Source organism: Streptococcus infantis, assembly GCF_047460875.1.
GTDB lineage: Bacteria > Bacillota > Bacilli > Lactobacillales > Streptococcaceae > Streptococcus > Streptococcus infantis_AA.
In genome coordinates this window covers 54,370-65,828 of record NZ_JASHFI010000002.1, presented here as the reverse complement: position 1 = coordinate 65,828, position 11,459 = coordinate 54,370, and the positions used below count along the sequence as shown (strand labels likewise).

Annotated in this window: 13 protein-coding genes; 9 read left to right on the top strand and 4 right to left on the bottom strand. The window is 39.6% G+C overall.

All coding sequences use genetic code 11. The annotated features are described in order from the left end of the window. Window positions 1-4: 4 nt before the first annotated feature. Both QM887_RS02275 and QM887_RS02270 read left to right on the top strand, forming a co-directional pair. Window positions 5-916, top strand: coding sequence for a DMT family transporter (locus tag QM887_RS02275; RefSeq protein ID WP_414270297.1), 912 nt, complete (start codon window positions 5-7; stop codon window positions 914-916). Window positions 917-1,097: 181 nt separating this feature from the next. Beyond that, the gene (locus QM887_RS02270; protein ID WP_414270296.1) at window positions 1,098-1,235 is read left to right on the top strand and encodes a hypothetical protein; all 138 of its coding nucleotides are present in this window, start codon (window positions 1,098-1,100) and stop codon (window positions 1,233-1,235) included. Between the two features lie 99 nt (window positions 1,236-1,334). On the opposite strand, the gene QM887_RS02265 is transcribed toward QM887_RS02270, so the two are convergent. Both QM887_RS02265 and rsmG read right to left on the bottom strand, forming a co-directional pair. Next, on the bottom strand, window positions 1,335-2,618 hold the full coding sequence (locus tag QM887_RS02265; protein ID WP_414270295.1) for a uracil-xanthine permease family protein: 1,284 nt from the start codon (window positions 2,616-2,618) through the stop codon (window positions 1,335-1,337). A gap of 313 nt (window positions 2,619-2,931) precedes the next feature. Further along, window positions 2,932-3,645: a 16S rRNA (guanine(527)-N(7))-methyltransferase RsmG gene (gene rsmG, locus QM887_RS02260; RefSeq protein ID WP_414270294.1), complete on the bottom strand. Its 714-nt coding sequence runs from the start codon at window positions 3,643-3,645 to the stop codon at window positions 2,932-2,934. Window positions 3,646-3,739: 94 nt separating this feature from the next. Between rsmG and QM887_RS02255 the strand changes: the two genes are divergently transcribed. From QM887_RS02255 to QM887_RS02245, 3 genes are all read left to right on the top strand, one after another. Further along, window positions 3,740-4,300, top strand: coding sequence for a LemA family protein (locus tag QM887_RS02255; protein WP_075231841.1), 561 nt, complete (start codon window positions 3,740-3,742; stop codon window positions 4,298-4,300). Between the two features lies 1 nt (window position 4,301). Then, on the top strand, window positions 4,302-5,201 hold the full coding sequence (gene htpX, locus QM887_RS02250) for a zinc metalloprotease HtpX (RefSeq protein WP_414270293.1): 900 nt from the start codon (window positions 4,302-4,304) through the stop codon (window positions 5,199-5,201). A gap of 111 nt (window positions 5,202-5,312) precedes the next feature. After that, window positions 5,313-5,909 (top strand): lysostaphin resistance A-like protein, encoded by a 597-nt coding sequence (locus tag QM887_RS02245; RefSeq protein WP_414270292.1) that lies wholly within the window; start codon window positions 5,313-5,315, stop codon window positions 5,907-5,909. Window positions 5,910-6,295: 386 nt separating this feature from the next. Here QM887_RS02245 and QM887_RS02240 read toward each other — a convergent pair whose 3' ends face one another. Both QM887_RS02240 and QM887_RS02235 read right to left on the bottom strand, forming a co-directional pair. After that, window positions 6,296-7,855 (bottom strand): ATP-binding cassette domain-containing protein, encoded by a 1,560-nt coding sequence (locus tag QM887_RS02240; protein WP_414270291.1) that lies wholly within the window; start codon window positions 7,853-7,855, stop codon window positions 6,296-6,298. 242 nt (window positions 7,856-8,097) lie between these two features. Continuing rightward, window positions 8,098-8,427: a helicase BlpT gene (locus QM887_RS02235; protein WP_414270290.1), complete on the bottom strand. Its 330-nt coding sequence runs from the start codon at window positions 8,425-8,427 to the stop codon at window positions 8,098-8,100. 167 nt (window positions 8,428-8,594) lie between these two features. Here QM887_RS02235 and QM887_RS02230 point away from each other — a divergent pair, with 167 nt between their 5' ends. From QM887_RS02230 to QM887_RS02215, 4 genes are all read left to right on the top strand, one after another. Then, a complete protein-coding gene (locus QM887_RS02230; protein ID WP_414270289.1) occupies window positions 8,595-9,137 on the top strand; it encodes a YceD family protein in 543 nt (180 codons plus the stop codon). After that, a complete protein-coding gene (nth, locus tag QM887_RS02225) occupies window positions 9,138-9,767 on the top strand; it encodes an endonuclease III (RefSeq protein ID WP_075229177.1) in 630 nt (209 codons plus the stop codon). Window positions 9,768-9,977: 210 nt separating this feature from the next. Continuing rightward, window positions 9,978-10,499 carry a bifunctional pyr operon transcriptional regulator/uracil phosphoribosyltransferase PyrR gene (pyrR, locus tag QM887_RS02220; protein ID WP_075229176.1) on the top strand — a complete coding sequence of 174 codons (522 nt, stop codon included), beginning with the start codon at window positions 9,978-9,980 and terminating at the stop codon, window positions 10,497-10,499. Between the two features lie 20 nt (window positions 10,500-10,519). Then, window positions 10,520-11,443 carry an aspartate carbamoyltransferase catalytic subunit gene (locus QM887_RS02215; protein WP_414270288.1) on the top strand — a complete coding sequence of 308 codons (924 nt, stop codon included), beginning with the start codon at window positions 10,520-10,522 and terminating at the stop codon, window positions 11,441-11,443. Window positions 11,444-11,459: the final 16 nt, after the last annotated feature.

Here is an 11,459-nt window from a genome sequence, read left to right as displayed (position 1 = left end):
AAATATGTCAAAAGCTTTTAAAGGAACTCTTTTTACAGTCATTGCAGGTATTGCCTGGGGCTTGTCTGGCACCAGTGGTCAGTACTTGATGGCTCACGGGATTTCAGCCCTCGTTCTGACCAATATCCGTTTGATAATTGCTGGTTTGCTATTGGTTCTTCTGGCCTATACGAAATCAAAGGATAAATTTCTAGCCTTTTTAAAGGATCGTTCAAGTCTGCTTTCCCTCTTGCTATTTTCTTTATTTGGCCTCTTTATAAATCAGTTAGCTTATCTATCAGCCATTCAAGAGACAAATGCTGGTACAGCGACGGTTCTGCAGTATGTCTGTCCGGTTGGAATTCTTGCTTACACTTGTATCAAGGATAAGGTTGCTCCTACGGTTGCTGAAATCATTTCCATGATTTTGGCTATAGGTGGAACCTTCTTGATTGCCACTCATGGACAGTTTGATCAACTCTCGATTACTCCGGCTGGTCTTTTTTGGGGCTTGTTCTCAGCCCTGACCTATGCGCTTTATATCATCTTACCGATTAAATTGATTCAAAAATGGGGAAGTAGTCTAGTCATCGGTGTTGGAATGACCCTATCTGGTTTTGTAGCGGTACCCTTTACCGGAATTATTGGAGCTAGTATTCCCTTTTCTTTTGATATCTTTCTTGCGTTTGCAGGAATCATCCTTATTGGAACTGTATTTGCCTATACAGCCTTTCTTAAGGGAGCAAGTATGATTGGCCCCGTCAAGTCTAGCCTCTTGGCCTCTATTGAACCTATCTCTGCGGTATTTTTTGCCTTCATGATTATGGGAGATATTTTCTATCCGATTGACTTTGTTGGAATGACTATGATTTTATTAGCTGTGACCATTATTTCACTGAAAGATTTAATGCTAGAAAAGAAACATCACTCAGTTTAATTTGCTAGAACAGTCTTTTCGGAAGGCTGTTTTTTTTCCAACAAATTGGTTCATATATTTTTTTATAATCAATCCATATTATTAAAGATAAGGAGGGAATATGAAGTTTCTACAGAGTATTCATCCTGCTAAACCTTGAAAATACTTAAAATGGTTTGATATTTTAATCGTTACTGTTCTAATGTTTGGAGAGTTTGTCATTCGTTCTACTCAACAATTTATGGAGAGTCTATCACCTTCAACTGTTACTAGCGTTGCGGAAACTACAACAAATGTAGCAAGTGATGGGGCAGCCTATTCTAGTAATTTAACTTTTTAATTTATTATATTAGGGATTACCTTACTTTATCTCTTGATTGCTAGGGGAACTTAAGCAAAAAATCCACTCGGGTGAGTGGATTTTTTTATGATGTTGTGTTTAATCTTTATTTTCGTATGGCAAGATCAAGTTCAAAAGGATACCTGTCATTGCTGATAGTGCAGTACCTGAAAGGGTAACTGGACCAAGTTTAAGGATTGCTCCACCAAGTCCAAGTACCAACATTGCACTTGCGATGATAAGGTTACGCATTTGGCCGAAGTCTACGCGTTCTTTGATCAAGACTTTCAAACCGTTACTTGCGATAACCCCGTAAAGAAGGATAGACATACCACCAAGTACAGCGTTTGGAATTGTTGAAATCAAGGCAGTGAATTTTCCAAGGAAGCTGAGGGCAATTGCGATAAAGGCAGCGTTACGGATAACTGAGACAGAAGCGATACGAGTCATACCGATAACCCCTGTATTTTCTCCATAAGTTGTATTTGCTGGTCCACCAAGGAAGGCGGATACTGAAGTTGCGATACCGTCACCAAGAAGGGTACGGTGAAGACCTGGTTCTTTCAAGAATTGACGGCCACAGATTTGTCCCAAAACAGTATGGTCGCCGATATGTTCAGAAATGGTTACGATAGCAATTGGCAAGATAGCGATAGTTTCTGGACCAAAGTAAAGATTGTATTCTTTAAAGGCACCACCAGTACTAAATGGCAAGTAGAAACCAGGGATTTCAAACCAGTTAGCTTCAAGAACAGGAGTGAAGTCAACCAAACCAAGTGCTAGGGCAAAGAGGTAACCACCGATAATGGCAAAAAGGAATGGGATGATTCGTAGGAAGCCTTTTCCTTTTGTATTGATAAAGGCAGCAATCAAGAAAGTAACAACAGCTACAAGAGCATTTTTCCAGTTGCCATCAGCAACAAGACCAGCATTTGTTACAGCTGAACCTGCAAGACCTAGACCGATTACGATAATCATAGGTCCGATAATGATTGGAGGTAAGAGTTTGTCGATCCATTTTGTACCTGCAAATCGAACACTTGCAGCAACAAGGACATAAACAAAACCAGTCAGGATAACCCCTGTCTGAGCAGCAGATACATCGCCACCCATTTCTTTCATGGCAAGTGACATAGCTGTGATAAAGGCAAAAGAAGAACCCAGATAAACTGGAACTTTAAAGCCAGTAGAGATCATGTAAATGAGTGTTCCTACACCTGATGCAAAAAGGGCAACCGATACAGGCATTCCCAAGATCAAAGGTACCAAGATGGTTGCACCAAACATGGCAAACACGTGCTGGAAGCTGAGAAGGATTCCTTTTCCAGCCGAAGGACGTTGGTCAACGTCAAGTAACAAATCAACAGATGATTCTTGTTTCATAAATACCTCACTTTTTGGGCATCAAAAAAGAGCCCATTATTTTACAGCAATAGGCTCTCAGAGTAAGACTTCTTTAAAAAGAGGATTATCTCATTCTTAAAGAATTTCATATATTTCTGCGTCTTCGTCACCTCACGGGATGACATTAAAAACCTTTGCTTAGGATAGTATAGCAGAAAAAAATGATTTTGTAAATCATTTTTTCCCGAGCCTTAAAATAAAAAAGCGAGGTTTGATTTTGTAAATCATTTTTTCCCGAGCTTAAAAATAAAAAAGTGAGGTTTCTTTTGTAAACAACTTTTTAAAAAATGTTTTAAAGTGGTCGTTTGTTAGGCATACCTGCTTTTCTTGGATATTTGTTAGGAGTTTCCTTTTTCTTCTCAACAATAGTAATGTAGCGAGGGTCTCCGTTAGGAAGAGTGTAACTGAGGTTTTCTTCAACCTTACTAAAGAGAAGATTGAGGGCATTTTTAGCTTCAGTTAATTCCTCAGGAGCATTACTTGCCTTCAGTGCTATCAATGTTCCGCCGACTTTTAAGTAGGGGATAGTCAACTCGGACAAGACCTGCATACGGGCAACTGCACGAGCTGTAACGATATCAAACTGAGCACGGAAGTTCTTATCTTGGGCGAAGTCTTCGGCACGTCCATGATAAAAGTGAACATTTTCTAAACCTAGTTCTTGGGATAATAGATTAAGAAAGTTGATACGTTTATTTAGAGAATCAATAATAGTAACTTCGAGTTGAGGATAGAGAATTTTCATGGGAAGGCTAGGAAAACCTGCTCCAGCACCGATGTCTAAGAGTTTAATGGGCTGGTTTTCAATCAATCCCTGTAAAATAGGAGCGATGGAATCATAGAAGTGTTTGAGATAGACTTCTTCTTTTTCTGTAATAGCAGTCAGGTTGATTTTTTCATTCCATTCAACCAAGAGTTCAAAATAACGCTCAAATTGAACTTTTTGCTGGTCAGAAAGAAGAATCTTGTGTTCAGCTAGCAAGTTATAAAATGTTTCTGGTTTCATAGTAGTTTCCTTCTTTAGTATCATCTTATTTTACCACAAAAAGATAGAAATTTGATATACTGGTACTAATCTAAAAATAGAAAGGAGATATCAGATGAATTGGATTATTCTTGGAGTTCTTGCTCTTATTGGTATCTTTGTGATTCTTACCTATAATGGATTGGTTAAAAATCGCATGCAAACTAAGGAGGCATGGAGTCAGATTGATGTTCAGTTGAAACGTCGTAACGATCTCTTGCCAAACTTGATTGAGACTGTAAAGGGATATGCAAAGTATGAAGGTTCAACACTTGAAAGAGTTGCAGAGCTTCGCAATCAAGTAGCCGCTGCAACATCACCGGCAGAAGCTATGAGAGCTAGTGATGCCCTTTCACGCCAGGTATCAGGAATTTTTGCTGTTGCAGAAAATTATCCAGACCTAAAAGCGAGTGGCAACTTTGCTAAATTGCAAGAGGAATTGACTAATACTGAAAATAAAATCTCATACTCTCGCCAACTTTATAATAGTGTTGTTAGCAATTATAATGTCAAATTGGAAACTTTCCCAAGTAACCTAGTTGCTGGACTCTTTGGTTTTAAAGTGGCTGACTTCCTTCAAACTCCTGAAGAGGAAAAGGCAGTACCTAAAGTCGATTTTAGTGGTTTAGGTGACTAGGATGTTGTATGATCAAATCGCGAGTAATAAGCGAAGAACTTGGATTTTACTACTAGTATTCTTTTTACTTTTGGCTTTGGTTGGATATGCAGTTGGTTACCTCTTTATGCGGTCTGGTCTTGGTGGCTTAGTTATCGCTCTGATTATCGGCTTTATCTATGCCTTGTCCATGATTTTTCAATCAACAGAGATAGTCATGAGTATGAATGGTGCGCGTGAGGTGAATGAGCAGACTGCACCAACCCTCTATCATGTTGTGGAAGATATGGCTATGGTGGCGCAAATCCCCATGCCACGTGTCTTCATTATCGATGATGCTAGCTTGAATGCCTTTGCAACAGGCTCAAATCCTCAAAATGCAGCTGTAGCAGCAACTTCAGGACTCTTATCGATAATGAATCGTGAAGAGTTAGAAGCGGTTATAGGCCATGAAGTCAGTCACATTCGTAACTATGATATTCGTATTTCAACTATCGCGGTTGCCCTTGCCAGTGCTATTACACTTTTATCAAGTATGGCTGGACGCATGATGTGGTGGGGAGGTGCAGGCCGTGGTCGTAGAAGTGATGACCGTGATAGTGGTGGACTTGAAATTATTATGCTAGTCGTTTCTCTCCTAGCGATTGTTTTGGCTCCCCTAGCAGCAACTTTGGTACAACTAGCCATCTCTCGTCAACGAGAATTTTTAGCGGATGCTTCAAGTGTAGAGTTGACTCGTAATCCTCAAGGGATGATCAATGCCCTTCGTAAGCTGGACCATAGTCAGCCAATGAGCCGTCATGTGGATGATGCTAGCAGTGCTCTCTATATCAATGATCCTCAAAAACGAGGTGGTTTGCAAAAACTCTTCTATACGCATCCGCCTATCTCAGAACGAATTGAGCGTTTGCAACATATGTAAAAACATCCAGAGATTTTCCTCTGGATTTTTGCATCTATCACCTCACTTGTGACTTGTCCTATCACAAAAAAGTAGTATAATATATGTAATTAAATATTAGTGAGGTGAATCATGTATAAGCGCTGGATGACCTTTTTCTTGATTTTGATTTTCATACCAATACACTTGAGTATAGCTGACAAAGTTATGCAGACAAATTCATTAGTTCTCTCAATCATTTTTACACTTGTTGAACTCTCAATATTTTTTTATGTAGGAAGAAAGTATGACCTGTTTCACATTCGAAAAATCAGCCTAAAAGATATGTTGAAGTGGCTTCTCTCCTACGCCTTGCTTTTCTTATTTTATATGTTGGTCAATTTTTTAGGACCTACCCAATCAGACACTACTCAATCAATTCAAAGTTTATCACTTTCATTGCCTGTGCTTTTTCTAGATCTCTGTATTTTAGCGCCCATTACGGAAGAAATTTTTATGCGAGGAATGTTACAAGGGACAGTATTTAAGAATACATATATTGGCTTGGTTGCCACATCGGTTCTCTTTGCTTATCTACATGGACCCTATACGATTCCTAGTTTTATCACCTATTTAGGTATGGGGTTGGCATTTGGTATAAGGTATAAGACTTCCGACAATCTTTGGAATTCTATTCTTTTACATTTCCTCAATAATCTAGTTGCATTTTGCTTTATGTATTTGATATAATCTCCAAATTAGAATGCCTTAGTTTATAAATATAGGTAAAATTTTTTCCCTATAGAACTGTAACAATAGCCAGTCATGAACTGGCTTGTAGAGTATGTAGCAGAACCTTCTATAGCAAGGCTCCTGAAAAACTCTTCTATCCTAAACCCTTAAGCTCAGAGCGGATTGAGCGTTTGCAACATATTTAGAAAGAGCGAGTGGGACAGAAATCGGTAATTCGTTAGAATTCGATTTCGTCGTCCCACCTCTGCACAGTTGAGTAGGGCTGTAAAAGCTGATGAAATCAGCGTAGTAGAGCCCACTCAACCACTGCGTCTTGCTCGACAATCCAAAGACAATTGAGAGGCCAGGACTTTTGTCCCAGCCTCTTTTGAGATTTTCTACATTTATAAATCTTGTAAATCAACGACTTCCAAACCATGTTCTGTCAAACGATAGATATTCGTACAGACTTCTTTTAAGAAACGTCGATCATGCGAAACAGTAACCAGACCACCGGGATAATTGGCAAAGAGTTTTCTGATTTCTGGTTGAGAAGTTGGAGAAAAGTTTCGTGTGGGTTCATCCAGAAGGAGAAAGTTCGGTTTTCGCAGAACTAAATTCAAAAGAAGGAGTTTTCCTTGTTGACCTCCAGATAAGGAGTGGATTTGGTGGTGCATCTCTGGATAGCTGAAGTTGAGACTGGCTAAGTGAGATTGAATTTTCTGTAATTCTTCTTTGTGTCCAGTTTGGCTGAGAAATTCTACTGGAGATAGATCCAAATTCAATGTTTCTTGGTAATCTTGTGGCATAAATCCAAGCGAAATCTCTCTTTTGCCGCTTAGTAGTTGATGTAACTCTGCTAAAAGAGTGGATTTGCCAACGCCATTGGGACCGATAATGCCGATTTTATCTTGACCACGGACAGTTAATTGTAACTCTTGAGCCAAAACACGCTCACCAATGGACAAAGTCTCATTTTCCAGTCGAACTAAGACTTTTGAAGCCGCTAATGGCTCTATATCTGAGAAGAAAAGTTGGATTTGTTCCTCTTCAAGTGGCTTTTGGATCATGGACTGAGCTTCCTTTTCAAAGCGTTTTTCTTGAGAGAGAACAGTTTTCATCTTTTTAGCCAATAGGCGACCGGCAGTGCTGTCTTTGGTAGCTCGAAGTGCAGTTTCTACATTTTGCTTAACTCGGCGATGCTTTTCCATGGTTTTGTCATAGGCTCTCTGGTCGTTAGCAGCTTGCTGGCTTTGTCTGGCAAAGTTAGCCTTCCTTTGGGCACTATAGCGATTATAGTCTAAATGCTCGACTAGCGTTTCTGCTTCTTTCCGATGCTTGACCAGTCGTAAGTGGATAATGGTATCTGCCGTTTGAGAGAGGAAGTCTTCATCATGGGAAATGAAAATAACATTTTGCCTAATCTTTCGAATCTGACCTTTTAGCCAATCAACCGTCTCAAGGTCTAGGTCATTTGAAGGTTCATCTAAAAATAGAATCGCAAAAGGTTTTGCTAACTCATGGATGAGTTGAACTTTCAAAGCTTCGCCACCCGAGAGACTACCAATCTCTTGGTCACTAGCAAAACGGTCGCTATCAAAGTGCAACTCCTCCGCCAAACGATAAAGAATACTGTAGTCTAAATCAGCAGAATCCAAAAAGAAATAGTCCTGTAGAGATTTTTTCTTCAGTTCTTCAGGGAGATGTTGGGGAATGTAGGCTAGGGCCTGAAGGTCAGACTGGATTTCGCCCCTGATAGTGAAATCAGCTAATCTTTCCCCCATTAAAGCTCGTAGTAAGGTTGATTTGCCGTTTCCTTCTTCCCCGATAATAGCGACCTTTTCTCCGTCTTGGATGGTAATGTTTAAATTGGAAATAAGGTCTCGTAAATCTTTGTTTTGTGTGATGGTCAGATGATTGATTTTTATCATATTATTGCCCTTTCTAGAATGTCCACATTGCATAACAAAAAGCTCTACTTTACCTAGTAGAGCCCAAAGTCTATGTCAAAAAACTCTTTTAAAAGGGCTGAAAATCCAGCAGAAAAAAGAGCACACAAAAAGAGACAGAAACAAGATCTACTAAATAAAGGTTCTTTATTTGATAGACTTAGTTGTTCATGTCTCCCTTACCTCCGAGTATTGTTGCAATCATCATACTCTTTTTGAGAAACTTTGTCAAGATTAAGCCAGAAAATCCTCTATTTTTAAAAACCAAAAACAGGTCCATAGAGTGTCAAAACGTGCTTAACTTGATCGTAGTGGAACTTGTCATAGTTTCGCCAAGCAGTGCGAGCTTCTTCATTCAGTTTAAGTGTACCAAGTCCAATCAAGAGACTGGTACATTGGTAAAATTTCTCAAGGTCAATTAAGATAGAGTTATCTAGTTTCTCTGTCTTTTTAAGTTGTTTGAGTAGCTCGTCAATATTTTGCTGCAAGCGTATATCATCAGGCAATCCTTGTTTGCAGGTTTGGTAAGCTTTATTTAACTCGGAAATGAGTTGATAAGCTTTTAAGATTAGTTCTTTGTCTTCCATATGAGCGTCCTCCTTTGCTCATGTATTGATGTTTATAGTATAGCACAAAAAATAAATTTGTCATAATAAATATATCAAAAATTAATAATATTTAAAACAAGGTCTGCAGCGATTAAATTAAGTGATTTCATGGTATAATCAAGAAAGTAGATCTTTATGGAGGAAATATGAAGTTAAACATTCAAGAAATTCGTAAGCAGCCTGAAGGCTTACACTTTGAGAAAACGTTAGATTTAGTGTCAGAATTACGTGACCGTAATCAAGAAATTTTAGATGTAAAAGATATCCTTGCTGTTGGGAAGGTCCAGTATGAAGACCGTATGTATTTCTTAGATTATCAGTTGTCTTATACCATTGTTCTTGCTTCAAGTCGCAGTATGGAGCCAGTTGAGTTAGTTGAATCTTATCCAGTAACGGAAGTTTTCATGGAAGGCGCAACTAACCAACTTGATCAAGAAGTTTTAGATGATGACTTGGTCTTGCCTATCGAAAATGGAGAACTTGACCTTGCTGAGAGCGTGTCAGACAATATCCTGCTAAACATTCCTATCAAGGTCTTGACGGCTGAAGAAGAAGCTGGTCAGGGATTTGTTTCTGGGAATGACTGGCAAATCATGACAGAGGAAGAGTACCAAGCGCAACAAGCAGTCAAGAAGGAAGAAAACAGTCCTTTTGCAGGCTTACAAGGGCTGTTTGATGGAGATGAATAGATGGTTTTATCCAAGAAACGTGCCCGTCATGTCATTGAGGAAATCATCGCTCTTTTTCCAGATGCAAAACCGAGTCTAGACTTTCGCAATCATTTTGAACTTCTGGTTGCAGTTATGTTGTCTGCTCAGACTACAGATGCGGCAGTAAATAAAGCAACTCCGGCTCTTTTCGAAGCCTTCCCTACACCTCAAGCTATGGCAGACGCAAGTGAGAGTGACATAGCTAAACATATTTCTCGTTTAGGACTTTACCGAAACAAGGCAAAGTTCCTCAAAAAATGTGCCCAACAGTTACTAGACGATTTTGATGGTCAAGTACCTCAGACACGTGAGGAATTGGAGAGTCTGGCAGGTGTTGGTCGTAAGACAGCTAATGTTGTGATGAGTGTTGGCTTTGGGATTCCTGCCTTCGCTGTGGATACTCATGTGGAGCGCATCTGTAAGCATCATGATATTGTCAAAAAATCTGCGACACCCCTCGAAGTCGAAAAACGAGTCATGGATATCCTGCCACCAGAAAAGTGGTTGCCAGCCCATCAAGCTATGATTTACTTTGGTAGAGCTATTTGTCATCCAAAAAATCCAGAATGCGATCAGTATCCGCAATTATACGATTTTAGTTCGTTATAAGATGGAATTTTCATGTTTTTTTCTTGCATTGATTCCTAGTTTGTGTTATAGTAGTACCAATCAAATATTCCTTTAATCCTGTCCCGTGAGGCAGGCAAGGAGCTGGATTAAGTAGAAGGGTGGAGTCTATACTGTTTTTGGTAGGGCTAGCTTAACTATATATTCTGAAGTCTCCTTGTTTAAGGAGACTTTTCTTTTTGGAGGTTTGTCATGAAGACAAAAGAAGTAGTTGACGAATTGACCGTCAAGCGAGCGATTACTCGAATCACCTACGAGATTATCGAGCGAAACAAAGACTTGAACAAGATTGTATTGGCAGGGATAAAAACACGAGGTGTCTTTATTGCCCGCCGCATTCAAGAACGATTGGAACAGTTGGAGTCAATCTCAGTACCAATCGTTGAGTTAGATACAAAACCATTCCGTGACGATGTTAAAAGTGGTGAAGACACTTCTGTCATTTCTGTTGATGTAACGGATAGAGAAGTGATTTTAGTGGATGATGTACTCTATACAGGTCGTACCATCCGAGCAGCCATTGACAACATCGTTAGCCATGGCCGTCCTGCTCGTGTGAGTTTAGCAGTTCTAGTAGACCGAGGACATAGAGAATTACCAATTCGTCCAGACTACGTTGGTAAAAACATCCCAACCAGTCGTTCAGAAGAAATCATCGTAGAGATGACTGAACTTGATGGACAAGATCGTGTTCTTATTACTGAAGAAGCCTAGATAGCAAAAAGGAGTTAGCCATGTCAGAAAATCAACAAGCCATTCAACACGTAGTTTCTATGGAAGACCTTACTGTAGAACAAGTCATGAAATTGATCAAACGCGGAATCGAATTTAAAAATGGAGCAAAAGCTTCTTACGAAGACCAACACATTGTCTCTAATCTCTTCTTTGAGAGTTCGACTCGTACCCACAAATCTTTTGAAGTAGCAGAGATCAAACTGGGACTTCACCTATTGGACTTCGATGTGAAAACAAGTTCAGTCAATAAGGGTGAAACACTCTATGATACAATTTTGACCTTGTCAGCCTTGGGAGTGGATGCCTGTGTCATCCGACATCCAGAGGTAGACTACTATAGAGAGTTGATCGCAAGTCCTACTATTACGACTTCCATTATCAATGGTGGGGATGGTTCGGGTCAACACCCAAGCCAAAGTTTGCTTGATTTAATGACGATCTATGAAGAATTTGGACACTTTGAAGGACTTAAGGTGGCCATTGCTGGAGACCTTGACCATTCACGTGTGGCCAAATCCAATATGCAAATCTTAAAACGTTTGGGAGCAGAACTCTACTTTGCTGGTCCAGAAGAATGGAGAAGTCAAGAATTTGCGGACTATGGACAGTTTGTAAATATTGATGAAATCATTGACCAAGTTGATGTGATGATGTTTCTTCGTGTTCAACATGAACGCCATGATAGTGGAACAGTTTTTTCAAAAGAAGGTTATCACACTCAACATGGTTTAACTCAAGAACGCTATGATCGCTTGAAAGAGAAGGCTATTCTGATGCACCCTGCTCCAGTCAACCGCGATGTTGAAATTGCTGATCACTTGGTTGAAGCTCCAAAATCACGGATTGTTCAACAGATGACTAATGGTGTCTTTGTCAGAATGGCAATCTTGGAATCCGTACTGGCTTACAGAAAAGCAAATTAAGACACAAAACGTTAAA

What these genes read in the sequence shown, in the direction of transcription:
- rsmG (WP_414270294.1), bottom strand. Translation starts at nt 3,645, where the DNA reads ATGAAACCAGAAACATTTTATAACTTGCTAGCTGAACACAAGATTCTT.
- nth (WP_075229177.1), top strand. Translation starts at nt 9,138, where the DNA reads ATGGTTTTATCCAAGAAACGTGCCCGTCATGTCATTGAGGAAATCATC.
- htpX (WP_414270293.1), top strand. Translation starts at nt 4,302, where the DNA reads ATGTTGTATGATCAAATCGCGAGTAATAAGCGAAGAACTTGGATTTTA.
- QM887_RS02270 (WP_414270296.1), top strand. Translation starts at nt 1,098, where the DNA reads ATGTTTGGAGAGTTTGTCATTCGTTCTACTCAACAATTTATGGAGAGT.
- QM887_RS02230 (WP_414270289.1), top strand. Translation starts at nt 8,595, where the DNA reads ATGAAGTTAAACATTCAAGAAATTCGTAAGCAGCCTGAAGGCTTACAC.
- QM887_RS02255 (WP_075231841.1), top strand. Translation starts at nt 3,740, where the DNA reads ATGAATTGGATTATTCTTGGAGTTCTTGCTCTTATTGGTATCTTTGTG.
- QM887_RS02240 (WP_414270291.1), bottom strand. Translation starts at nt 7,855, where the DNA reads ATGCAATGTGGACATTCTAGAAAGGGCAATAATATGATAAAAATCAAT.
- pyrR (WP_075229176.1), top strand. Translation starts at nt 9,978, where the DNA reads ATGAAGACAAAAGAAGTAGTTGACGAATTGACCGTCAAGCGAGCGATT.
- QM887_RS02235 (WP_414270290.1), bottom strand. Translation starts at nt 8,427, where the DNA reads ATGGAAGACAAAGAACTAATCTTAAAAGCTTATCAACTCATTTCCGAG.
- QM887_RS02275 (WP_414270297.1), top strand. Translation starts at nt 5, where the DNA reads ATGTCAAAAGCTTTTAAAGGAACTCTTTTTACAGTCATTGCAGGTATT.
- QM887_RS02215 (WP_414270288.1), top strand. Translation starts at nt 10,520, where the DNA reads ATGTCAGAAAATCAACAAGCCATTCAACACGTAGTTTCTATGGAAGAC.
- QM887_RS02245 (WP_414270292.1), top strand. Translation starts at nt 5,313, where the DNA reads ATGTATAAGCGCTGGATGACCTTTTTCTTGATTTTGATTTTCATACCA.
- QM887_RS02265 (WP_414270295.1), bottom strand. Translation starts at nt 2,618, where the DNA reads ATGAAACAAGAATCATCTGTTGATTTGTTACTTGACGTTGACCAACGT.